This is a genomic window from Bradyrhizobium sp. AUGA SZCCT0105, from assembly GCF_018129565.1.
Taxonomy (GTDB): Bacteria; Pseudomonadota; Alphaproteobacteria; order Rhizobiales; family Xanthobacteraceae; genus Bradyrhizobium.
Map to the genome: position 1 here is coordinate 526,561 of NZ_JAFCMK010000003.1, position 21,168 is coordinate 547,728.

Annotated in this window: 23 protein-coding genes and 1 pseudogene; 9 read left to right on the top strand and 15 right to left on the bottom strand. The window is 65.4% G+C overall.

The window, feature by feature from the left end; translation table 11 throughout:
* Positions 1-178: 178 nt before the first annotated feature.
* Together JQ573_RS18340 and JQ573_RS18345 are read right to left on the bottom strand one after the other, a co-directional pair.
* The gene (locus tag JQ573_RS18340) at positions 179-487 is read right to left on the bottom strand and encodes a hypothetical protein (protein WP_212313925.1); all 309 of its coding nucleotides are present in this window, start codon (positions 485-487) and stop codon (positions 179-181) included.
* Positions 488-724: 237 nt separating this feature from the next.
* A complete protein-coding gene (locus JQ573_RS18345) occupies positions 725-1,642 on the bottom strand; it encodes a LysR family transcriptional regulator (protein ID WP_212313926.1) in 918 nt (305 codons plus the stop codon).
* Between the two features lie 244 nt (positions 1,643-1,886).
* Between JQ573_RS18345 and JQ573_RS18350 the strand changes: the two genes are divergently transcribed.
* From JQ573_RS18350 to JQ573_RS18360, 3 genes are all read left to right on the top strand, one after another.
* A complete protein-coding gene (locus JQ573_RS18350) occupies positions 1,887-3,200 on the top strand; it encodes an MFS transporter (RefSeq protein ID WP_212313927.1) in 1,314 nt (437 codons plus the stop codon).
* Positions 3,201-3,221: 21 nt separating this feature from the next.
* Positions 3,222-4,295 (top strand): tartrate dehydrogenase, encoded by a 1,074-nt coding sequence (locus JQ573_RS18355; protein WP_212313928.1) that lies wholly within the window; start codon positions 3,222-3,224, stop codon positions 4,293-4,295.
* A 330-nt stretch (positions 4,296-4,625) separates the two neighbouring features.
* Positions 4,626-5,384 carry a haloacid dehalogenase type II gene (locus JQ573_RS18360; protein WP_249131922.1) on the top strand — a complete coding sequence of 253 codons (759 nt, stop codon included), beginning with the start codon at positions 4,626-4,628 and terminating at the stop codon, positions 5,382-5,384.
* Positions 5,385-5,409: 25 nt separating this feature from the next.
* Here JQ573_RS18360 and JQ573_RS18365 read toward each other — a convergent pair whose 3' ends face one another.
* The 10 genes from JQ573_RS18365 to JQ573_RS18410 all read right to left on the bottom strand — a co-directional run bounded on the left by JQ573_RS18365 (position 5,410) and on the right by JQ573_RS18410 (position 12,567).
* Positions 5,410-6,177, bottom strand: a complete 768-nt coding sequence (locus JQ573_RS18365; RefSeq protein ID WP_212313929.1) for a serine acetyltransferase — start codon at positions 6,175-6,177, stop codon at positions 5,410-5,412.
* Positions 6,178-6,347: 170 nt separating this feature from the next.
* The gene (locus JQ573_RS18370) at positions 6,348-6,839 is read right to left on the bottom strand and encodes a DUF2852 domain-containing protein (RefSeq protein WP_212314351.1); all 492 of its coding nucleotides are present in this window, start codon (positions 6,837-6,839) and stop codon (positions 6,348-6,350) included.
* 131 nt (positions 6,840-6,970) lie between these two features.
* Positions 6,971-7,684 (bottom strand): TetR/AcrR family transcriptional regulator, encoded by a 714-nt coding sequence (locus JQ573_RS18375; RefSeq protein ID WP_092123717.1) that lies wholly within the window; start codon positions 7,682-7,684, stop codon positions 6,971-6,973.
* A 131-nt stretch (positions 7,685-7,815) separates the two neighbouring features.
* The gene (locus JQ573_RS18380; protein ID WP_212313931.1) at positions 7,816-8,346 is read right to left on the bottom strand and encodes a dihydrofolate reductase family protein; all 531 of its coding nucleotides are present in this window, start codon (positions 8,344-8,346) and stop codon (positions 7,816-7,818) included.
* A gap of 188 nt (positions 8,347-8,534) precedes the next feature.
* Positions 8,535-8,900, bottom strand: a complete 366-nt coding sequence (locus tag JQ573_RS18385; RefSeq protein ID WP_212313933.1) for a YciI family protein — start codon at positions 8,898-8,900, stop codon at positions 8,535-8,537.
* A gap of 79 nt (positions 8,901-8,979) precedes the next feature.
* Entirely contained in the window at positions 8,980-9,405 is a 426-nt protein-coding gene (locus tag JQ573_RS18390) for a YciI family protein (protein ID WP_207833036.1), read from the bottom strand.
* A gap of 158 nt (positions 9,406-9,563) precedes the next feature.
* Positions 9,564-9,980 carry a YciI family protein gene (locus tag JQ573_RS18395; RefSeq protein WP_212313935.1) on the bottom strand — a complete coding sequence of 139 codons (417 nt, stop codon included), beginning with the start codon at positions 9,978-9,980 and terminating at the stop codon, positions 9,564-9,566.
* A 123-nt stretch (positions 9,981-10,103) separates the two neighbouring features.
* Positions 10,104-11,309: a serine hydrolase gene (locus JQ573_RS18400; RefSeq protein WP_212313937.1), complete on the bottom strand. Its 1,206-nt coding sequence runs from the start codon at positions 11,307-11,309 to the stop codon at positions 10,104-10,106.
* Between the two features lie 70 nt (positions 11,310-11,379).
* Positions 11,380-11,751 carry a nuclear transport factor 2 family protein gene (locus JQ573_RS18405; RefSeq protein ID WP_212313939.1) on the bottom strand — a complete coding sequence of 124 codons (372 nt, stop codon included), beginning with the start codon at positions 11,749-11,751 and terminating at the stop codon, positions 11,380-11,382.
* Positions 11,752-11,913: 162 nt separating this feature from the next.
* Positions 11,914-12,567, bottom strand: coding sequence for a glutathione S-transferase family protein (locus JQ573_RS18410; RefSeq protein WP_212313941.1), 654 nt, complete (start codon positions 12,565-12,567; stop codon positions 11,914-11,916).
* Positions 12,568-13,052: 485 nt separating this feature from the next.
* Between JQ573_RS18410 and JQ573_RS18415 the strand changes: the two genes are divergently transcribed.
* On the top strand, positions 13,053-14,723 hold the full coding sequence (locus tag JQ573_RS18415; RefSeq protein ID WP_212313942.1) for a PAS domain-containing methyl-accepting chemotaxis protein: 1,671 nt from the start codon (positions 13,053-13,055) through the stop codon (positions 14,721-14,723).
* A gap of 150 nt (positions 14,724-14,873) precedes the next feature.
* Here JQ573_RS18415 and JQ573_RS18420 read toward each other — a convergent pair.
* Positions 14,874-15,163: pseudogene (locus tag JQ573_RS18420) on the bottom strand (GIY-YIG nuclease family protein); the annotation flags it as partial.
* Between the two features lie 309 nt (positions 15,164-15,472).
* Here JQ573_RS18420 and JQ573_RS18425 point away from each other — a divergent pair.
* Positions 15,473-16,261: an SDR family NAD(P)-dependent oxidoreductase gene (locus JQ573_RS18425; protein WP_212313944.1), complete on the top strand. Its 789-nt coding sequence runs from the start codon at positions 15,473-15,475 to the stop codon at positions 16,259-16,261.
* Positions 16,262-16,390: 129 nt separating this feature from the next.
* Here the strand turns inward: JQ573_RS18425 and JQ573_RS18430 are convergent, their stop codons facing one another.
* Positions 16,391-16,981 (bottom strand): histidine phosphatase family protein, encoded by a 591-nt coding sequence (locus tag JQ573_RS18430; protein ID WP_212313946.1) that lies wholly within the window; start codon positions 16,979-16,981, stop codon positions 16,391-16,393.
* A gap of 233 nt (positions 16,982-17,214) precedes the next feature.
* Between JQ573_RS18430 and JQ573_RS18435 the strand changes: the two genes are divergently transcribed.
* Positions 17,215-18,066, top strand: a complete 852-nt coding sequence (locus JQ573_RS18435) for a hypothetical protein (RefSeq protein ID WP_212313949.1) — start codon at positions 17,215-17,217, stop codon at positions 18,064-18,066.
* Positions 18,067-18,218: 152 nt separating this feature from the next.
* Here the strand turns inward: JQ573_RS18435 and cobS are convergent, their stop codons facing one another.
* Positions 18,219-18,971, bottom strand: coding sequence for an adenosylcobinamide-GDP ribazoletransferase (gene cobS / locus JQ573_RS18440; RefSeq protein WP_212313951.1), 753 nt, complete (start codon positions 18,969-18,971; stop codon positions 18,219-18,221).
* A gap of 153 nt (positions 18,972-19,124) precedes the next feature.
* Between cobS and cobT the strand changes: the two genes are divergently transcribed.
* The 3 genes from cobT (at position 19,125) to JQ573_RS18455 (ending at position 21,141) form a co-directional block, all read left to right on the top strand.
* Positions 19,125-20,138, top strand: coding sequence for a nicotinate-nucleotide--dimethylbenzimidazole phosphoribosyltransferase (cobT, locus tag JQ573_RS18445; RefSeq protein ID WP_212313953.1), 1,014 nt, complete (start codon positions 19,125-19,127; stop codon positions 20,136-20,138).
* A 174-nt stretch (positions 20,139-20,312) separates the two neighbouring features.
* A complete protein-coding gene (locus tag JQ573_RS18450) occupies positions 20,313-20,603 on the top strand; it encodes a hypothetical protein (RefSeq protein ID WP_016842535.1) in 291 nt (96 codons plus the stop codon).
* A 115-nt stretch (positions 20,604-20,718) separates the two neighbouring features.
* The gene (locus JQ573_RS18455; protein WP_212313956.1) at positions 20,719-21,141 is read left to right on the top strand and encodes a hypothetical protein; all 423 of its coding nucleotides are present in this window, start codon (positions 20,719-20,721) and stop codon (positions 21,139-21,141) included.
* Positions 21,142-21,168 lie beyond the last annotated feature (27 nt).

Genomic DNA, 21,168 nt, shown 5'->3' on the forward strand with positions numbered 1-21,168 from the left:
AGACCTGGGGTAATGGGTCCTGGCCTTCGCCAGGACGACACCGAGTGCGTGGCGCAAGTTGCGAGGCACATCTGCACGTCTCAAATTCCGCTGTCGTCCCGGCCCCCGTACGCAATTGCGCACTAGGCCGGGACGACGATGAGGATGGTTCTCGATTCAAGGGAGACGGGAAACTAATCTACTGGCACACCGGCGCGGTCAGTTTTGGGTCAGCTGGTCTTGCTGACCAATACGCCCGCTGACTGAGCTCCGCTTCGTTTATCGCGGGAGCACATACGTAGCTCGTCTTGCCAATGCACATGGGCGAGCCGATCGAGAAGATGAGGTTTTCGTAGATGCAATAGTTGCCGATCCCGGATGGCAGATCGGTCGGCGGCGCTGTGGAGCCCCCAAAATAGGGCTGCGATGAACCGCCCGGCGCCCTGTCTTGCGCCGCGGCCGCATGAAGGGAAATCAATAGCGTCAGACACGTGACGATGCGGAGCATGATCCCTCCGGTCAAGGAATGCCGGCGAAGCGTCGGGCGACTTCCGGCGCGGGAAGCGCACTGGCAGCCGCGACGGAATCGCTAGCAGGCTAGTACGACAGTTGCTTTGCAAATTCTCCGAAGGACAGACACGCTCTCGGCTTGAGCCGAGATCGCGTTGGCCCATCGTATCATCTGCTGCGCCTGCGTAGAAGTGATGGTTGTTGCAGCGAAGCGGGCCACGGCTACCAAGCGTCGTCAAGCCTCCCGCGCGTAACTCTTCAACCTCGCCTCCAGCACCGCGAGCACCTGGTCGCGGACCGGATCGCGGGAGCCTTTCAGCCAGGCGGCAGCGAGCGGCAGGCGGCCGGTGCTGCTGCCGCGTTTTAGGCGCAGCGGCACAAAGCGCACGCCCGGGATCGCCATCCGCGCGGTCCAGCGCGGCACGATGGCGACGCCGAGCCTTGCTGCAACCATGTTGACGATGGTCTGCTTCTCGTCGGCGATCTCCTGGATGCGCGGCGTCAGCCCGGCCTCGTCGAACAGTTTTGTCGTGAGATCGTGGCTGTGCGGCCGCGAGCGGCGCTCCGGCACGATCAAGGGCTGATCGGCGATATCAGGCAGTACGATCTGCTTGCGCCGCGCCAGCTTATGCTTGTGCGACAGCGCCACCACGGCGGTCTCCTGCAGTAGCGGAACAAACTCGATGCGCCGGTCGGGCCGCTCCGGCGGGCGCACGAAAGCGAGATCGAGCGCGCCCGACAACAGCTTCGGCAGCAGCCGGATGGTCTTCTCCTCAAGCAGTTGCACGGCAACCTCCGGATGGGCGGCACGGAGGTCGCGCAGCAGCGGCGGCAGCAGGCCGGCCGCGGCGCTGTCGATCGCGCCGATCCGGAAGCGCCGCGCCTGCGGCTTGCGCAGCCGGCGGCGAAAGCCGTCCTCGATCGCCTCGGCGCGGCCGAGCAGCGCGCGTCCCTCGCGCAGCAGCACAGAGCCGTCCTCGGTCAACGACACCGCGCGCGTGGTGCGCGCGAACAGCCGCACCCCGAGATCCTCCTCCAGCAGCTTGATGTGGCGGCCGAGCGCCGACGGCATCATCTGCAGGCGCTGCGCGGCGCGGCCGAAATGCAGTTCCTCGGCAGCCGCCACGAAGCAGCGAAGCTGGTGCAGTTCCAAGATGGGTTTCCTTCTCACCCGCCGTCATTGCGAGCGCAAGCGAAGCAATCCATCTCTCCGCACGCGTGGAAGGATGGATTGCTTCGTCGCTTCGCTCCTCGCAATGACGGGCGACGGCAGCGATTATATCATTTTTTTGTATAAACCGGCGCGGATTGAATCGGAAGGGCGCGCGCCTCTAGGCTTCCCAATGGCGCGGCGAAATGCGCCGTCCCAACCAACAACACGAACTCTGAGGAAGCCCATGGAAAGCGAGCTTGGCACGCGCGTGTTGCGCAAGATCTCACTGCGCATCGTGCCGTTCATCATGCTGCTGTACTTCGTGGCCTTCATCGACCGCGTCAATATCGGCTTCGCGTCGCTCACGATGAACAAGGACATCGGCCTGTCGCCGACGGTCTATGGCTTCGGCGCCGGTATCTTCTTCTGGGGCTACTTCCTGTTCGAGGTGCCCTCCAACATCATCCTGCACAAGATCGGCGCGCGGATCTGGATCGCGCGGGTGATGATCACCTGGGGCCTGGTCTCGGCGGCGATGGCGCTGGTGCAGGGCGCGACCAGCTTCTACGTGCTGCGCTTCCTGCTCGGCGCCGCGGAGGCCGGCTTCTTCCCCGGCATCATCCTCTACCTCTCCTACTGGTTCCCGGCGCGGCAGCGCGCCGCCGTCACCGCGCTGTTCATGGCCGCCGCGCCGCTCTCGACCGTGCTCGGCTCGCCGGTGTCGGGCGCGTTGCTGGAGATGGACGGCCTGTTCGGCTTCAAGGGCTGGCAATGGCTGTTCGTGCTGGAGGCGGTGCCTGCCGTGCTGCTCGGCTTCGTCGTGCTCGGCTTCCTGACCGACCGGCCGGAGCAGGCCAGATGGCTTGCCGACGACGAACGCGCCTGGCTGGTCAAGACCATGAAGGCGGAGAACGACGGCAAGGCTTCGACCGCGAGCCACAGCATCTGGCGCGGGCTCGCCGATCCGCGCGTGCTGGCGCTGGCGCTGGTCTATTTCGGCACTTCGGCCGGGCTCTACACACTTGGCGTTTGGGCGCCGCAGATCATCAAGGCGTTCGGCCTGTCGTCTCTGCAGGTCGGCTTCCTCAACGCGGTGCCGGCAACCATCGCCGTGATCGCGATGATCCTGTGGGCGCGGCATTCCGACCGCACCGGCGAACGCAGCTGGCACGTCGTGATCGCCTGCCTGATCGCGGCGGCGGGCCTCGCGCTTGCCGGGCTATGGACCGGCCTCGCCGCCGTGATCGCGGCGCTGACCTTGGTCAATATCGGCATCTCTTCGTCGAAGCCGCCGCTGTGGAGCATGCCGACCATGTTCCTGTCGGGCTCGGCCGCCGCGGCCGGCATCGCCACCATCAACTCGATCGGCAATCTCGGCGGCTTCGTCGGCCCCGCGATGATCGGCTGGATCAAGGAGCGCACCGGCAGTTTCGAGGGCGGTCTCTATTTCGTCGCTGGCCTGCTGGTGCTGTCAGCCGTGCTCACGCTGCTGCTGTCGCGCGCGCAGAGCGCGCCCGCGCCGGCCGAACCACAACCCAATCCCGTGCGAACCCGCTAACCATTCATCCGGAGACAACCCATGCGTACCCATTCCATCGCCGCCATTCCCGCCGACGGCATCGGCCCCGAAGTGATCTCGGCGGGTGTCCGCGTGCTTCAGGCACTGGCCAAGCGCAGCGGCGACATCAGCTTCAACGTCAAGACCTTCGACTGGGGCTCGGACTATTACAAGAAGCACGGCGTGATGATGCCGGCCGACGGGCTGGCCGATCTCAGGAATTTCGACGCGATCTATTTCGGCGCGGTCGGCGCGCCCGACGTGCCCGATCACATCACGCTGTGGGGCCTTCGGTTGCCGATCTGCCAGGGCTTTGACCAGTACGCCAATGTGCGGCCGACAAAAATCCTGCCCGGTGTCGCTTCGCCGCTGCGCAATGTCGGCGTCGGCGATCTCGACTGGGTGATCGTGCGCGAGAACTCCGAAGGCGAATATGCCGGGATGGGCGGACGTGCGCACAAGGGGCTGCCGGAAGAGGTCGGCACCGAGGTCGCTGTCTTTACCCGCGTCGGCGTGACGCGGATCATGCGCTACGCGTTCCAGCTCGCGCAGTCGCGGCCGCGCAAATTCCTCACCGTGGTGACCAAGTCGAACGCGCAGCGCCACGGCATGGTGATGTGGGACGAGATCGCGGCCGAGGTGGCGAAGGAGTTCCCCGACGTGGCCTGGGACAAGATGCTGGTCGACGCCATGACGGTGCGGATGACGCTGCATCCGAAGAGCCTCGACACCATCGTGGCGACCAACCTGCACGCCGACATTCTGTCGGATCTCGCCGGTGCCCTGGCCGGCAGCCTCGGCGTCGCGCCGACCGGCAATATCGATCCGCAGCGCCGCTTCCCCTCGATGTTCGAGCCGATCCACGGCTCGGCCTTCGACATCACTGGCAAGGGTATCGCCAACCCGGTCGCGACCTTCTGGACCGGCGCGCAGATGCTGGAGCATCTCGGCGAAAAGGACGCGGCCGCGCGCCTGATGGCCGCGGTCGAGAGGGTGTGCGCGGCCGGCGTGCTGACGCCCGATGTCGGCGGCAAGGCGACGACCAAGGAAGTGACCGACGCCGTGATCGACGCGATCCATGGATCGAATGTGTGAGGGGGCGTTAGCGAGCCGCATCACACAGTGAGGCGAGCACGCTGGTGGGGCTCCCTCCCCCTTGCGGGGGAGGGGTACCGCTTGCTCCGCTGATAATTAGTGACGAGGACTGCATACGATCCGGCGAGCAAGTTGACTGAACTTCGCTTACTTCTCGGATCGCTCCCGGGGCCACCCCTCACCCCACCCTCTCCCACAGGGGGAGAGGGAGTCTGATCAGGGTGCTCACCTCACGAAGGTGCGCCTCTATCTGATACCGCAACCGGGGAACGAACCGTGCTACCTGATCTGACCAGACGACACTTCATGACCGCTGGAGGACTATCGATCATGGCCGCGATGACGGGGATACAGCCGGCGGGCGCCGCGCCATGGCGCGATGAGATCCGCGCCATCGCCTTCGACGTCCAGGGCACATGCGTCGACTTCTATCAGCCGATCCTGCGTGCGGGGCAGGCCGTCAATACCGCGAAGGGGCTTGCGCTCGACTGGGCCAAACTCTCGAGCGAATGGCGCGATCTTTATCGTGCCGCGCTCGACGACGTGATCGCCGGCAAGCGCCCTTGGATTCGGGTCGACCGCATCTATCGCGAGGCGCTGGATGTGCTGCTCGATCGCCACGGCCTCTCGGAGGCCTTCTCCAGCGACGAGCGCGACGAACTGAACACGGTGTGGAGCAAGCTCGACGCGTGGCCCGACAGTGTCGAAGGCCTTGCACGCCTGCGCAGCCGGTTCGTGACCTCGACCTTGTCAAATGCCGGCATGGCCGCCGTGGTGGCGGTGGTCAAGCATGCCAAGCTGCCATTCGACGCCGTGCTGACCGCGGAGCTTGCACGCAGCTACAAGCCATCACCCGCGGTGTATCAGCTCGCCGTCGACTACCTCGGTTATCCCGCCGACAAGATCCTGATGGTCGCCTGCCACAAATACGACCTGAAGGCGGCCGGCGCCTTCGGCATGCGCACTGCGTTCGTCGCCCGTCCGCTGGAGTTCGGGCCGGCGGCGAAGGTCGACGTCGCGCCGGAATCCTGGATCGACCTCCACGCGGACAGTTTTACGCAACTCGCCGATATGCTCGTGCCGGCGTGACGACGCGAGGGGCCACTTTTCCGGATCATGCTCCAGGCGCACCCGCCTCGGCGCAATTGGTCAGCCGCGCGGGGACGCCGACGGCGGTGCAGCCGGCCGGCACATCCGACGTCACCAGCGCACCGGCGCCGACCTTGGCGAAGTCGCCGACAGAAAGGTTTCCGATCACCGTTGCGCCGGCGCTGAGCAGCACGCCGCGGCCGATCGTCGGTGCGTGGCGCGGGTCATCCTGATGCCGCGCGATGGTGACGTTCTGCAGGATCGTGACCTCGTCGCCGACGGAAGCCAACGCGCCGATGATGATGCCGGTGCCGTGATCGAGGAAAACCGCCGTTCCGATCCGGGCCGACGGGTGAATGCTGATCTGCAACTGGTCCGCCGCCGCACTCTGCATCAACAGCGAAAGGTCGGGGCGATCGTGGCGCCACAGCCAGTTCGACACCCGCCAGGCTTGCAGCGCGACGTAGCCCTTGAAGTTCAAGAACGGCGGCAACAAGCCCGTGATCGCCGGGTCGCGGCGCACGATCGACACCAGATCGGTGGCCGCGGCATCGACCAGCGCAGGCTCGGCCGCGAACGCTTCGCGGGCGGTCCGCATGAACTGCACGCGATCGGCTTCCGCGCGGCAGATAGCCCGGCCGATCAGGAAGGCGAGCGCACCGCCGAGATCGCCCTGATCAAGGATGAAGGCAGCCGACGCCTCGAGAAAGCGATCGGCGACAACGGCAGCTTCCGCTTCGCGCCGGATCGCAAGCCAGAGATCGCCAGGACTCGCCGTAGCAAAAGCCGCCATTACTTCACCTCATCGCCCCGCTTCAGGACGATAGAGTGGGCACAGCAGCCGCACAATGCAAACCGCCCGCTTGCTTGTCGCAAACGGGCGGCTCGGGGCCATCAGGTGTTATGGGGGCACATCGCCTGAAGGCTCAGTGCTTGCCTCGCGGGATCAGCCAGCCTTCAAAGTTAGCCTTGGGGCGGCTGATCGTTCGGCGGGGTCGGACGGGTCTTGTGCTGCGCCATGAAGGCGTCGAACTCTTCCTTGTCCTTGGCGTGGCGCAGGCGATCGAGGAAGTTCTTGAACTCGACCTGCTCTTCCTCGAGCCGGCGCAGCGTGTCCTGGCGGTACTCGTCGAAGGCGCGGTTGCCGCTGGTGGGCGGGCCGAAGCCGCCGAACGGGAAGCCGCGGCGCTCCATGCGGCTCTTCATCCGCTCCATCTTGTCCTGCATGCGCTCCATCTTGTTCGCCCAGCGATCCTGATCGTAGTGACTCCAACAGGCCATTTTTCTGCTCCCGAGTGTGAAAAAGAGAAGGGCGAGGCCGATCGGCCACCAGATCATGAAGCCGAGGATGATCCCGGCGATCTTCAGGGGATGCCACGGCGTCGCGTAGAAGTGTGGACGGTAGGGCTCTTCGACGGGGCCGCGCCAGCGATTGACATCTGCGGTGTAGGCCATTTCCTTCTCCATCACGGCAATCACGCCGTTGTGAATGTAAATAACATTTACATAGATAGCCGAGCCCTTGGGAAAGTCAAGCAGAGCAGATGACGCACCCCTCGGATTATTTTTGGCTTGGTCGTTGAACCTTATTTCGGTTTGCCCCACGGGCCGGATCTGTCGCCGGCCGGCTCTTCGTCGGCTGCCGCGGTTCCCGGCCTGCGATCGGTGAGGAAGCCAAGGCCGCGCAGATAGATCAGCACTTCGGCCTCGAGCAGATCCTCCGGCGACATCGGCAGCTTGCGCCGCGCGGCATCGCCGCGGCCGAACAGCGAGGCGACGCCGTGCGACATCGACCAGATATGCAGCGCCATCATCATCGCCGGCGGGCGCGGTGTGCCGGGCGGCGCCAGCGCCGCGAGCCGCTCGGCGGCGGCGCGGATGATCGCGAACGCGCGTTCGCTTGCCGCCATCAAGGTCGGATTGGAATCGACCGGCAGGCCGGATTCGAACATCGCGGAGTAGAACGCGGGCTCCTCGCGCGCGAAGGCGAGATAGGCCTTGCCGACCCGCTCGAACGCCGAGACGGTGTCGGGGCGACCGTCGTCCCAGGCCTGCGTCAAGAGCGCCTCGAACTGCTCGAAGCCGCGCTGCGCAATGCTGGCGATCAGCTCGTCACGGTCGCGGAAGTGGCGGTAGGGCGCGGCGGGGCTGACGCCGGCCATGCGCGCGGCATCGGCGAAGGTGAAGCCGGCCGGCCCCTTCTTCGAGATCAGGTCGAGGGCTGCCTGCAGCAACGCCTCTTTGAGATTGCCGTGATGATAGCCGCGCTCGGCGCGGCCTTGGTCCTTGCGCCAGCTCATGTGAACGGCTTTTACATGAGCCGGTGGTAAAGGTCACTAGCGGCCAGGCCGGCGGTTCATCAAGATTAACGGACCGGCTGGCCGAACGGCGTCGAGGACTGCCTCGCCAAGCCGTCAGGCGCATTGCGGGTCTAGGCGGGGACGTAGATCAACCTGAGCGTGTTCTCGCCCAGCCGATCGCTTGCCACGAGGCGGAGCGGCGCGCGTGGGCCGGCAAAGAACGGCTTGCCGCGACCAAGCACGATGGGCCGGAGGTAGATTCGATACTCGTCAATCAGGCCGAGCTCGGTCAGGTTCCCCGCCAGCTCCGGTCCGGCGACTTCGATCTCGCCGTCGAGCCGGGCCTTCAGCCCGCGCACCGCCGCCGCGAGGTCCCCCTCGACGAGCGTCGCGTTGGGTCCGACCGACTTCAGCGAGCGCGACACGACCCACTTTGGCCGGCTCCGCCACGCTGCCGCATAGTCGCGCTCCTCCGCATCCCAGTCAGGGAGGTCTTCGTCCCAATAGCGCATGACCTCGTACATGCGGCGGCCGTACATCATGCCGGTCACGCCGCGCACCTGCTCGATGAAGTGACGAAACAGCCCGGTGTCCGGCAGCATGACCTGATGATCGACATAGCCGTCGAGCGACTGGTTCAATCCGAAGACGAGCTTCGCCATGGCGCGAGACCTCCACCCGGTTTTTCAGATTTGCTTGGGCCGGCATGATTTGAGGGCGATGTCGGGCGGATCAATGCACGCAGCTTGTCGGTAGATCGAACAAGCCGACGCTCGTTCTCCGGAACGGAGCCCTCTCCCGCGGGAAGCGGGAGAGGTACGGTGAGCTTGGCGCTCCAGCGCCCCGGGGACTATCGCCCCGGGATCGGCAGCACCGGCATGATCTCCACGGCCTCGCCGGGGAAGATCGAAAAGTGCGGGTGGTTCTCGAACAGCTTTGCCGCCGCCTCATGGGTGGGCGCGCGCACCACGGTGAAGCCGGTCATCAGATTGGCGATGTCGGCGGTGCCCCCGGCGCCGACATGCTTGGTCTTGCCGAGCGGCCCGCCCATCTCGACGATCACGTCGTGGTGCTTCTCGACCCAGGCGCCCCAGGCGGCCATGCCCTGCTGCTCCTTGGCACGCCGTTCGGCCTCCGGCAGCGCGTTCCAGGCTGCCATGCGCGAACCGGATTTGCCGCCGCCGAGATAGACCGCGAGGAAGGTGTCATTGCTCATCGTGCTTCTCCGTTGTGGTTTGACAATCAGTTGGGGACGCGATGCCGCTTTTGCGGCGGCATCGCGTTTCGTTTGAAATTCAGCGCAGCGCCTTGCCCCAGCCGCCCTGCGGATGTTCGAAGGTCGCGGCCGCCTGCTGCACTTCCTCGGAGAAATCCGCCATCTCCTGCACCTGGCGGATCTCGATCATCTCGTTGGCGGAGGCCGGGCACTGCTTCGCCCATGCGATCGCTTCGGCGCGCGAGGCGACCTCGATCATCCAGAAGCCGCCGATCACTTCCTTGGCCTCGGTGAACGGACCGTCGATCACCACCGGCAGGCCGGTGTCGAACTTGACGCGCGCGCCTGAGGCCGGCGGATGCAGGCCTTCCAGCGTGATCAGCACGCCGGCGTCCTTCAGCGCCTGATTGTATCGCATCATCGCGGCGACCCGTTCCGGGTCGAGCTCGAGCTTGGCCGGCGCGGACTCGTAGCCGAGCGGGATCATCAGCATCATGAAACGCATTGGTCGGACTTTCTTGCTAGTTGAATCACGTGGAGTTCTCATCCCCGTCATTTCAGGAATGCGCCGTCCGAATTCGAGTTTACCCGAATTCGGCGCTTGGTATTTGTCCAAGTCGGCAACAGCCGATTTGGACGCGCAAGCCCGGCATGACGAAGTCATTACTTCCTTCCGGCCTGCGCACGCAGGCGCTCTCCCTGCTCGCGCAACTCGGGCGTCAGCGCCTCGCCGAAATCCTCCGCGGCAAACACCTGGCGGATCTCGATCTCGGAGCCGCCGCCGAACGGCGCGCGCTTCATCCAGTCGATCGCTTCATCGAGCGACCTGGTCTCGATCAGCCAGAAGCCGCAGACAAGATCGCCGGTCGGGCTGAACGGTCCGTGGCTCACGGTGCTCTGCCCGCCGGCATATTTGACGCGCGCGCCCTTGTTGGTCGGATGCAGGCCCTCGCCGGCCTGCATCACGCCGGCCTTGACCATCTCCTCGTTGAACTTGCCCATCGCGGCGAGCAGCTCGGTGCTCGGCATCACGCCGGCCTCGGTATCCTTGTTCGCCTTCACTATCACCATGAACTTCATCGTCCTGCTCCGTTGTCTCTGAGCCGATCTCAGCACCGGCGCTCGATTGAACGACGATGCTGAGTCTGCGATTCCGACACGGCGTTTGAAATTATTCTCGAGGTCATTGACGCGCACTCCAGGCTAGTCATCGATCGCCTGATAGGCGAGCGTCCAGAAATCGGCGAACACCGCGGGCGGCTGCGGCGAATCCATCATGCGCTGGGTCAGCAGGATTCCGGTCATCGTTTCGCGCGGGTCGGAATACCAGGAGGTGCCATAGCCGCCGTCCCAGCCGTAGCGGCCCGGCACATGGCAGAGATCGTCGCGCGCGGTGAACACCGACAGCCCGAAGCCCCAGCCGCACGGACCGAGCAAGAACTCGGAGCCAAGTTTCTGTTCCGGCGTGATCTGGTTCGAAGTCATCAGCTCCACTGAGGGACGCGACAGAATGCGCTCGGTACCGAGCCGTCCGCCATTGAGCAACATCTGCGCGAAGGCGTTGAAATCATCCGCGGTCGACACCAGCCCGGCGCTGCCGTTCTCGAACACCGGCGGCGCCGCGAATTTGCCGGTCGCAGGTTGGTCGAACACTTTCAGCGTGCCGGTCGCAGGATCGCCGCCATAGCACGTCGCAAATCGCGACAACTTATGTTGCGGCACATGGAAAGCCGTATCGTTCATGCCGAGCGGCCCGAAGATCCGCTCTTCCAGGAAGCCGGCGAACGAGGTTCCTGCGACACGCGCGATCAGGACGCCGAGGATCTGGCTCCCCGCGTCGTAGAGCCAGCGTTCACCGGGCTGATAGGCCAGCGGCAGCGTGCCGTAGCGGCGCAGCAATTCGTCCGGCGGAAACGACGGAAACACCGGCCCGGGCGCAAAGCCGGCATCCGCGATCGCCATCTGGATCGGATAGCGCGCCGGAAACACCGGGATCATGCCGAGCCCGAGACGGAAGGTGAGAAGGTCGCGCAGCGTGATCGCGCGCTTGGCCGGCACCGTGTCGTGGATCTCGGATTCGATAGTGCGCAACACACGGCGATCGGCGAGCTCGGGCAGCCAGCGATCGATGGGATCATCGAGCTTGAGCCGGCATTCCTCGACCAGGATCATTGCGGCGACCGCCGTCACCGGCTTGGTCATCGAGGCGATGCGGAAGATGGTGTCGCGCTGCATCGGCGGCCCGTCCATCGCCATGCGGCCAAGCACATCTGCATGGATCTCGCCGCGGCGGCTGACCAGCGCCACGAGGCCTGGAACGTCGCCACCATCGACATGGCGTGCCAGCACTTCGCGCATGCGTCCAAGCCGTGCCTGCGACAGGCCGCTGCTTTCACTCGCAATGGACATTTTCCAGGTTTCCTTCGCAGAATTCGGGCTCGCCTGCGACGATCGCGCGAGCGATATCACCGGCGCTGCCTTATCGATCCTGCCTGACCAGTTCGCCGTCCTGATGCGACGGACCGAAATAGACGTCAATGCGCGACACCTTGTCGCCGTCGAACACGAAGAACTCGGTGTTGCGGAAGCTCTTGCCGTCGCGGGCGACGCAGCGATAGGTGACGTAGGCCTCAACGCCATCGACCATGATGCGCTCGATCTCGTGACGGCCGATCCAGCCAGAGTCGCGCCAGCACTCGGCGAAATAGCGCGGCTTGTCGATGTTCTCGCCATAGGGCGTCGAGAAGCGGAAATCCTCCGCGAACGCGGCCTCGACGCTCGCGCGGTCATTGGCGAGATAGGCGGCGAAGATCCCGCGGATGATCTCGGCCCTGTTGCCAGCTGCAGCCATGTCGTCTCCACACAGATGTCGCCCGGGCCCCTCGGCGCGACCGGCGCTCCAGAACCCGGGCTTCAGGGAGAAGACGAACGGGGCGGCGCGAAAACGACATCGCGCCGCATTTATTTTCGGGGTCCTGATCGGACCTCAGGTTCCCTTTTTCAGGTTTCCTTTTCAGTCTTCCTTGGGGAACATGCCGAAATAGGGCTCGGCTTCCTTGAGGACGCGCGCGAAGGACGGCCGCGCCATCAGCCGCTCGAGATAGGCCGCCAGATGCGGGTGGCCCTCCCCGATCGGCTCGACCTTGTTGCCGTAGAACAGCGCCGGCGCGGCGGCGCAGTCGGCCAGCGAAACCTGCTCACCCATCATCCAGCCGCCTTGCGCGAGCTGCTGGTCGAGGATCGCATAGGAGGTGCGGAGCTGCGCCCGCGCTTCGGCGACGCCACGCGGATCCTTGCTGTCCGCCGGACGCAGCCGGTCGCCGACGATCTTCTGCAACGGCAGATGGACGTAGAGATCGAGGAAGCGGTCGCGCAGCCGGGTCTGCAACGCAAGCTCCGGGTCGTCAGGAATCAACTTGACGGTGCCGGGATAGTGCCGGTCGAGATATTCGATAACGATGCTCGATTCAGGCACCGCCTCGCCGCGCGCCTCGTCGTGAAGGACAGGAAAGCGGCCGATCGGCGACAGCGCGAGCAGCGCCGCGCGCTCGGTGGGATCGCCGAGATTGACCATGTTCGGCGTGAACGGCGCGCCGTTCTCGTAAAGTGCGACCAGCGCCTTCCAGCAGAACGACGACAGCGGGTGGTAATGCAGTGTGAGCGACATTAGAACTCCATCGTGGAACCAGTACCCGGAGGACGAACCGGAAACCGCTCTGCCGACATCTCGTGCGGAAATTATTTTGCCCGTCGCCCGGCGCCGCGAGCGGGCATCGACGCGACTCGCATTCGTTGAGCACGCGAATCGCGGTGCTGAATCGATCCGTGAAGCAGTCGGCAATATCAACGCTCGTAATAGGTCTATCAGCGTTGCTGAAGTGGACGCGTTGCGATCATCTGCATCAGACAAAAGTTGTCACCAATTTTCATCCGTAAGATTACGGTGAACATCGCATCCCGACTATGAATGATAGCGTGCAGATCAAAAAATTGCTTCGCAAACTGAGATAGATGCGCGCGCGCCGCGCTGCGTTATGCAGTCCGTGCCAGGCCGCAGGCTTTACCGATGCTAAACGGCTCGCTGCAACCTTTCCGTGAGTTGCGTCGATCCAATTTCCCATCCCGTTTCATTTGAAACTTCACGGAGCCCTGATGTTCAGTTTCAGCAACAAGGCAAACATCGACAGTGCGCTGGCGCAAGCCGCAGCGATCGGCAAATCGCAGGCGGTGATCGAGTTCAAGCTCGACGGCACCATCGTCACCGCCAACGAAAACTTCCTGAACGCGATGGGCTACTCGCTCGACGAGATCAGGGGCAAGCACCACAGCATGTTCGTCGAGCCGGCGTATCGCGACAGCCACGACTATCGCGCGTTCTGGGCGAGCCTGAACCGCGGCGAATTCCAGGGCGCGCAGTACAAGCGCATTGCCAAGGGCGGCCGCGAGGTCTGGATCCAGGCCTCCTACAATCCGATCCTGGACAAGAACGGCAAGCCGGTCGGCGTCATCAAGTTCGCCACCGACATCACCGCGCAGAAGATCCACAGCATGGAAGACGCCGGCAAGATCGCCGCGATCGGCCGCGCGCAGGCGGTGATCGAGTTCAACATGGACGGCACCATCGTCAATGCCAACGAGAACTTCCTCGGCGCGATGGGTTACTCGCTCGCCGAGATCCAGGGCAAGCATCACAGCATGTTCATGCCGCCGGCCGACCGCGACAGCCCGGCCTATCGCGAGTTCTGGGCGCGGCTGAACCGCGGCGAGCTCGAGACCGGCGAGTTCAAGCGCCTCGCCAAGGGCGCCAAGGAGATCTGGATCCTCGCCAGCTACAATCCGATCCTCGACGACCGCGGCAAACCGTTCAAGGTCGTCAAGTTCGCGACCGACGTCACGCAGCAGAAGCTGAAGGCCGCCGATAATGACGGCCAGATCGACGCGATCGGCAAGTCGCAAGCCGTGATCGAGTTCAACATGGACGGCACCATCCGTACCGCGAACCCGAACTTCCTTGCAGCGATGGGTTATCTGCTCGCCGAGATTCAGGGCAAGCATCACAGCATGTTCGTCGAGCCGGTCGAGGCGAACTCGGCGGGCTACCGCGAGTTCTGGGGAGCGCTGAACCGCGGCGAGTTCCAGGCCGCCGAATACAAGCGCATCGCCAAGGGCGGCCGCGAGATCTGGATCCAGGCTTCCTACAACCCGATCCTCGATCTCAACGGCAAGCCCTACAAGGTGGTGAAATACGCCACCGACATCACCGCGCAGGCGATCGGCCGCAAGAAGGCCGACAGCGCCCGCGGCCTGATCGAGGCGGTCGCCGCCGGCAGCGAGGAGATGAGCGCCTCGATCCGCGAGATCTCGGAGACCATGACCAAGTCGAAGCAGAACGCCGCGGTCGCCACCGGCCGCGTCGAGGCCGCCGACGGACAGGCTCAGAAGCTCAATGCCGCAGCTCAGGCGATGAGCGGCATCGTCGAGATGATCTCGAGCATCACCGGGCAGATCAACCTGCTCGCGCTCAACGCCACGATCGAATCGGCCCGAGCGGGCGAAGCCGGACGCGGCTTCGCGGTGGTGGCCTCCGAGGTGAAGAGCCTCGCCAACCAGGCCAAGCAGGCGACCGACACGATCTCCTCTGAGATCGATGCGCTGAACTCGATCGCCGCCGAAGTGGTCACCTCGCTGTCCGAGATCAAGGCAGCGATCGCCGGCGTCAACGAATACATCACCTCCACCGCCGCCGCGGTCGAGGAGCAGAGCATCGTGACGCAGGACATGTCGACCAATATGCAGCGCGCCTCCGCCGAGCTCGCGGCTTAGGTTGCGGTGCGATGACTTTCTCCCCGTCACCCTGAGGTGCGAGCGGAGCGAGCCTCGAAGGGTGCGCGGCCCGGGCTGGGGGCCGTGCATCCTTCGAGACGCCGCTTCGCGGCTCCTCAGGATGACGGGGAGAGAATCACCGCGCGCGGCGCCGCCACGTCGGCGCGACAACTGGCTGATGGTCGTCCAGTCCGATCGCAGCAAAGCTTCCTTCTTCCCGCGGCCCCAACCCTTGATCTGGCGCTCCGCCGCGATGCCGTCCGTGTGATGCGATCGAAATGCTCCGACCAGACGAGCACAACTGGTCGCCGGGTGAATGTGTAGCCGGGATAAGCGCCGGCGTTGTGCTGATCGATCCGAGGCGCAAGATCATCGCCGGTGGCACTGCCGACATAGAACGAGTTGTCAGCACAGCGAAGCATGTAGACGTAGATGCCCATCGCGATGATCTCGTCATTGTCACATCTGCAGGATGAAGCAACCTACATCGTGGTCAAGAGCAGAATGGAATAGCCGTTCTCTCATGATCCACTCAAACTTGTCCCCGTCATCCTGATGAGGTGCGAGCTCAGCGGCGCGCTTACGGCGCTGGGCGAGGCTCGAAGGATGCACGGCCCGGCCGGTGGCCGTGCACCCTTCGAGGCTCGCTGCGCTCGCACCTCAGGGTGACGGGAAACAGGTCCGGTTGACATCACCGGACAAAGGTCGCAGACGGTCGGGACTTGCTGCCCGAACCGATGGACCATCCGATGAATTCCGCTTCCCCCAAAGTCGCACTCGTGACCGGCGCCGCGCGCGGCATCGGGCTCGCCGCAGCGAAACGCTTTCTCGCCAACGGCTGGCGCGTCGCGCTGCTCGACATCGAGGGTGAATTGCTGCGCGCCGCGGTCGCGGCATTGAAGCAGCCCGACACCACGCTGGCGCTGACCTGCGACGTATCGGATGCCGCCGGTGTAACCAAAGCGATCGCGGCGATCACGGACCGCTTCGGCCGGCTCGATGCGCTCGTCAACAACGCCGGCATCGCCGTGTTCACGCCGGTACTGGAGACTTCCGACGCCGACTGGAACCGGATCATGGCGGTCAACCTCACCGGCCCGTTCCTGTGCACCAAGGCGGCCGCGCCTGTGATGCGCGAGCATGGCGGCGGCGCGATCGTCAACATCACCTCGATCTCGGCGGTGCGCGCCTCGACGCTGCGCTCGGCCTACGGCACCAGCAAGGCCGGCCTCGCGCATCTCACCAAGCAGCTCGCGGTCGAGCTCGCCTCGCTCGGCATCCGCGTCAACGGCGTCGCGCCCGGGCCGGTCGAGACCGCGATGGCCAAGGCCGTGCACACGCCGGAGATCCGCGCCGACTACCACGACGCGATCCCGCTCAACCGCTATGGGCTGGAAGAGGAGCTGGCGGAAGCGATCTTCTTCCTGTGCTCGGATCGCGCCAGCTACATCACCGGCCAGATCCTCGCCGTCGACGGCGGCTTCGATGCCGCCGGCATCGGCCTGCCGACCCTGCGCGGCCAGCGGCGGAATGGGTGAGGCACTTTTGTAGAAGCAGCCTCGCTCTTTCACCGTCACCCTGAGGTGGCCGCTTCTTCAGCGGCCCTCGAAGGGTCGACGGCCCGGCTGGTGGCCGTGCATCCTTCGAGGCTCGCAAGAGCTCGCACCTCAGGATGACGGGGTTGGTAGCGGCGGCAGGTTCACTGCAACAACACGCCAGGCATTCTCAAGCCGGTCGATCCGGGTCAGCGACAGCGGATCGATGACGAAGCGCAGCGCCAATTCCGGCGCCAGCTCGAGCGCGATTGCGAGGATCGCGCGGATGGTGCCGGAGTGCACGACCAGCACGACGTCGCCGGCCGGCAGGCGCGCCAGCCCTGCCCGCGCCCGCGCGATCTGATCGGCGAAGCTTTCACCGCGCGGCGGCCGGTTGGTCCCCGGCGATTGCCAGAATGCGCGATAGGCCGCCGCACCGAGTTCGGCCTCGATCTCGCTGTGGCGCCGGCCGGTCCAGTCGCCAAAATCCTGCTCGCGAAAGGCGTCGTCTTCCGTTGCCGCAAGGCCCAGTTTTGCTGCGGTCTCACTTGTGCGCCGCGCCGGACTGCAGACCGCGACAGCGTCAACCGGCAGCATCGCCTGCAACGCTGCAAAGGCCGCGACATCGCCGAGGTCCGCGGGCGCATCCGGCGCATGGATCACGCCGTGCGGACCGTCGACCGGCGCGTGGCGGATCAGCCAGAGATGCGTTTCGCGGTTCATCGCTGCAGGAGCCCTTCCATTCTGACCAGTTGATACCTGATTTATCGGGCAAGGCGGAAATGCGTTAGCGTGCTCGGCACGAGCTGGTCCCCCTCCATTATCACGAGACCTCAAGCCCGCTATCATCCGGCCATTTTTTGGACAAGACTGACGGGAGTGCTGGGGGCTGATCGACCCTAACGGATAACCGAGTCGGCACGCTTGGGTGACATTGGATGGAAAGGGAAGCGCCAGTGAACTCCACCCCCACCCCGAACCCAGTCGAATCGAACGATGGCTTGGCCACGCGCGCCGACGAAAGACTCGCAGAAACCCACAAGCAGATCACGCGCGCCAATGAAGAGCTCGCGCGCTTGAGTGAACAGCTTGCAAGAATGGAGCGCGATGCCGCGTCCCCAGCTCCGGCGCAACCTGCCCCGCCTTCGGTCGGACCCAACCCTGCCGCTTCCGAGCCTGGCCCTACCTCTTCCGGACCTCGCTCGCTATCGCCGCGCCGAATGCCGGGGTTCCGTGCTCTCGCCGGCTTGTCGCTGGCAGCATGTATCTTTGTTGCTGCACTGGCTTTGCAATCGTCGTATGGTAGAGGAGCCAAGCAGGTTGTCGCCCGTTGGGTGCCTCAGCTCGCTTCAACTCCATCATTGCCCCCGGATAATCCGCCGCTTGCGGCGCAGCCCGCTGCACCCACCGTTCAGGTCGCAGCGGCAGACGCTGCTCCACCCCAAGCGACGCCCCCGGTTCAGACCGCACCGCCGCAGGACGCCGCGCCGGCAGCCAATACAGCTCTTCCCGACCAGGCGCAGCTGCTGCAAACGATCGCCCGCAACCTCGAAAATGTGGAGCGAAGTATCGAGCAGCTCAAGGCGGACCAGCAACAGATGGCCCGCGCGAGCTCCAAAGCCATTGAGGAACTCAAGGCGAGCCAGGAAGAAATGAAACGGACGCTAGCGAAGGTCTCCGAACCGAAGCCGTTACCGCTTCCGACGCCGCCGACTCCTGGCGTGCGCAAGCCCGAGCGGACGTCTCAGCCCCCGTATGCAAGAGCGCGGCCTCCAATCCCCAGGGAGTGGCTCTACGACGAATGGTGATGGTCGATGCAATGCTCATCGATGTCTTGTCCCGCAACAACGCCTCGATCTGCGCGGCTTCCAGTTCTGGCCCATAGCTGAATTTCGCGCCGGCTGTTGCGTGGGGTCGCATCATCTTCACGCGAACCGGTATCCGCTTCGCTCGAAAAGTTCTAACTGAGGCGCGCTGCGAGCAACACCAGGATCGCGGTCTCCGCAACCTGCTCTGCCCCGCCAAGCACGTCGCCGGTCTGGCCGCCGATCTGCCGCGTTGCCAGCAGCGCCATGATCAACGCGCTCGCGCCGGCCGCGATCGCCGCCAGCAGCGCGCTGCCGAAGGGCAGAGCGAGGAGTGCGATCACCAGCGCGATGCCGGCTGCGACCACTGCAATCGTGCCATCGGGCCGGCCGGCATTGGCAGCGAGCCCATCCTTGCGCGCGTAGGGCAGGCTGATCGCGATCCACGGCAACACGCCGCGGCCGAGCGCATGCGCGGCGATCAGGCACTGCACCACCATGCCGTTGGGAAGTGCCGCCAGCGCCGCAAGCCTGGTGGCAAAGCTCACCACCAGCGCCAGCGCGCCATAGGTGCCGAGCCGGCTGTCGCGCATGATCTCGAGCTTGGCCGCTGGATCGCGGCCGCCGCCGAACCCGTCGGCGAGATCGGCGAGCCCGTCCTCATGCAGTGCGCCGGTCAACAGCGCGCCGGCGCCGAGCGCCAGCGCCGCCGCGGCGAGGTCCGGCACGCCGATCGTCCGCAGCAGCAGACAGAACAGGCCGATCGCGGCCCCGATGCCGGCCCCGACCAGGGGGAACAGCCGCTGCGCCCGGGCAAAGCCCTCCGGCCGCGCCCCGTCCGGATGCGGCATCGGCAGCCGGGTCAGAAAGGCGATGGCGGTCCTGAGATCGTCGAGCCATTGATTCATGGTGGAGGCCTGAAAATTGAACTAAAGCGCGATGAGATCGGGCTGAATCTCATCGCGCTTTAGCTTCTTGTTTGAGCATGATCTTGTCGGAAAACCGCTTCACACTTTTCCGGATCATGCTTTAGTTTGCGGCCCGCTCGACGAGGGAATCGCATGCAGTTCAGTACTCTAGACGACATCCGCAGCTTTTGTCGCGACCTGCCCGAAGGCGACGCGGCGAGCGCCGCGGCGGCTACCCTGCGCCAGCAGAACCTGACCAAGCCGCCGGGCAGCCTCGGCCGGCTGGAAGAGGTCGCGATCTGGCTCGCGCGCTGGCAGCGGCGCGAGATCCCCCGGCTCGACCAGGTCACGATCGCCGTGTTCGCCGGCAATCACGGCATCGCCGAGCGCGGCGTCTCTGCCTTTCCCTCTGAAGTCACCGCGCAGATGGTGGCGAATTTCGCCGCGGGGGGTGCCGCGATCAACCAGATCGCCAGGCTTGCCGGGGCCGAGCTGCGCGTCGAGCCGCTCGAGCTCGCACGTCCGACCCGCGATTTCACGATGGCGACGGCGATGGACGGCGCCGATTTCCTCGTCGCCTTCGACACCGGCTGGCGCACGGTGCCGGAGCGATGCGATTTGCTCGTCGTCGGCGAGATGGGCATCGCCAACACCACGGTCGCCGCCACGCTGTGCGCGGCATTGATGGGCGGGCGCGGCGCGCGCTGGGCCGGCCGCGGCACCGGCGTCGATGATGCCGGCCTGCTGCGCAAGCGCACCGTGATCGATACCGCGCTGAAGCTGCATCGCAGCCTGCTCGACGATCCGCTCGCAGTCGCAGTCGCGCTCGGCGGCCGCGAGCTCGCGGCCATCGCGGGCGCCGTGCTGGCAGCGCGGGCAAGATCGATCCCGGTGCTGCTCGACGGCTTCGTCGCGACATCGGCGGTGCTGCCGCTGGCGCGGCTTGCGCCTGATAGCCTCGCGCATTGCCGCGCCGGGCATGTCTCGGCCGAGCTCGGCCATCGCCAGCTGCTGCGCGAACTGCAGCTCGCGCCCCTGCTCGATCTCGAGATGCGGCTCGGCGAAGCCTCCGGCGCAGGGGTTGCGATCCTGCTGCTGCGCGCGGCGCTCGCCTGTCATGGCGGCATGGCGACCTTTGCCGAGGCCGGCGTCTCCGGCGCGGGCTAAAGCTGCAGGTTAGCCGAACCAATCCCCAAAAAGCCGGTGCATACCGCCCGCATGGGCCGCAATCTTCGCGTGCGCAGCATGACCTCTGCGCGCCGCAGGCCTAACGTCTGCGCCGGTGGGACGCCATTCGGCGCCTCAGCCATGCTGAACCAGATACCGGGGAGAAATCGCGTCATGTCGGGAGTCCTCATCAATCTGATCATTCAAGTCATCAGCGGAGCCGTCGGCGGCAATGTCGCCGCCGGAGCGGCCAAGAACATCGATCTCGGCACGCTCGGAAACACCATCGCGGGCGCCATCGGCGGCGGCGCGGGCGGACAGCTTCTGGGTATGCTGATTCCGCTGCTCGCCAATTCCGGCGCGACGCCTGACATCGGCAGCATCATCGGACAGGTCGCCGGCGGCGGCGTCGCCGGCGCAGTGCTCACGGCGATCGTGGGCGCGCTCAAGAACCGGGCAGCCTGAGCCCGCCTGTCATCGCGAATGGGGCATCGGTCTTGACGATGCCCCATTCGGGCGCGAGCCTTGCGGCTTCGGATGCGGCGGGACCTCGACCGCATCGTCGGCAGGGATTGCGCTGATGAAAATGTTTGTCGCGGCGGCAGCCCTCTGCGCAACGATTGGCTGCGCGCAGGCCGACGTCCGCATCCTCGCCAGCCCCGGCGGGCAGGTCGGCCCGTTTATCGAACTGTTCGACAAGGTGCGCGAGTCAGGTGAGCGCGTGGTGATCGACGGGCCGTGCCTGTCGGCCTGCACGCTGGTGCTCTCGATGGTGCCGGGCGACCGCATCTGCGTGACGCGGCGCGCCGTGCTCGGCTTCCACGCCGCGCGTTCGATCGACCGGCGCGGCCGAACCTATGCGGAGCCGGAAGCATCCGAGGCGGTGCTGGAGGCCTATCCGGCGCCGGTGCGCGGCTGGATCGTGCGCCGCGGCGGCCTGACCTCACGCCTGCTGCTGCTGCGCGGCCGCGAGCTCGCGGCGATCTATCCGCGGTGCAGGTGAGAATTGCAGCTTGTAATGTGGGCAAAG

Bases quoted from the DNA above. Each gene is read 5' to 3' on its own strand.
- JQ573_RS18340 (WP_212313925.1), bottom strand. From the start codon at position 487: ATGCTCCGCATCGTCACGTGTCTGACGCTATTGATTTCCCTTCATGCG.
- JQ573_RS18350 (WP_212313927.1), top strand. From the start codon at position 1,887: ATGGAAAGCGAGCTTGGCACGCGCGTGTTGCGCAAGATCTCACTGCGC.
- JQ573_RS18355 (WP_212313928.1), top strand. From the start codon at position 3,222: ATGCGTACCCATTCCATCGCCGCCATTCCCGCCGACGGCATCGGCCCC.
- JQ573_RS18360 (WP_249131922.1), top strand. From the start codon at position 4,626: ATGGCCGCGATGACGGGGATACAGCCGGCGGGCGCCGCGCCATGGCGC.
- JQ573_RS18365 (WP_212313929.1), bottom strand. From the start codon at position 6,177: ATGGCGGCTTTTGCTACGGCGAGTCCTGGCGATCTCTGGCTTGCGATC.
- JQ573_RS18370 (WP_212314351.1), bottom strand. From the start codon at position 6,839: ATGGCCTACACCGCAGATGTCAATCGCTGGCGCGGCCCCGTCGAAGAG.
- JQ573_RS18375 (WP_092123717.1), bottom strand. From the start codon at position 7,684: ATGAGCTGGCGCAAGGACCAAGGCCGCGCCGAGCGCGGCTATCATCAC.
- JQ573_RS18380 (WP_212313931.1), bottom strand. From the start codon at position 8,346: ATGGCGAAGCTCGTCTTCGGATTGAACCAGTCGCTCGACGGCTATGTC.
- JQ573_RS18385 (WP_212313933.1), bottom strand. From the start codon at position 8,900: ATGAGCAATGACACCTTCCTCGCGGTCTATCTCGGCGGCGGCAAATCC.
- JQ573_RS18390 (WP_207833036.1), bottom strand. From the start codon at position 9,405: ATGCGTTTCATGATGCTGATGATCCCGCTCGGCTACGAGTCCGCGCCG.
- JQ573_RS18395 (WP_212313935.1), bottom strand. From the start codon at position 9,980: ATGAAGTTCATGGTGATAGTGAAGGCGAACAAGGATACCGAGGCCGGC.
- JQ573_RS18400 (WP_212313937.1), bottom strand. From the start codon at position 11,309: ATGTCCATTGCGAGTGAAAGCAGCGGCCTGTCGCAGGCACGGCTTGGA.
- JQ573_RS18405 (WP_212313939.1), bottom strand. From the start codon at position 11,751: ATGGCTGCAGCTGGCAACAGGGCCGAGATCATCCGCGGGATCTTCGCC.
- JQ573_RS18410 (WP_212313941.1), bottom strand. From the start codon at position 12,567: ATGTCGCTCACACTGCATTACCACCCGCTGTCGTCGTTCTGCTGGAAG.
- JQ573_RS18415 (WP_212313942.1), top strand. From the start codon at position 13,053: ATGTTCAGTTTCAGCAACAAGGCAAACATCGACAGTGCGCTGGCGCAA.
- JQ573_RS18425 (WP_212313944.1), top strand. From the start codon at position 15,473: ATGAATTCCGCTTCCCCCAAAGTCGCACTCGTGACCGGCGCCGCGCGC.
- JQ573_RS18430 (WP_212313946.1), bottom strand. From the start codon at position 16,981: ATGAACCGCGAAACGCATCTCTGGCTGATCCGCCACGCGCCGGTCGAC.
- cobS (WP_212313951.1), bottom strand. From the start codon at position 18,971: ATGAATCAATGGCTCGACGATCTCAGGACCGCCATCGCCTTTCTGACC.
- cobT (WP_212313953.1), top strand. From the start codon at position 19,125: ATGCAGTTCAGTACTCTAGACGACATCCGCAGCTTTTGTCGCGACCTG.
- JQ573_RS18450 (WP_016842535.1), top strand. From the start codon at position 20,313: ATGTCGGGAGTCCTCATCAATCTGATCATTCAAGTCATCAGCGGAGCC.
- JQ573_RS18455 (WP_212313956.1), top strand. From the start codon at position 20,719: ATGAAAATGTTTGTCGCGGCGGCAGCCCTCTGCGCAACGATTGGCTGC.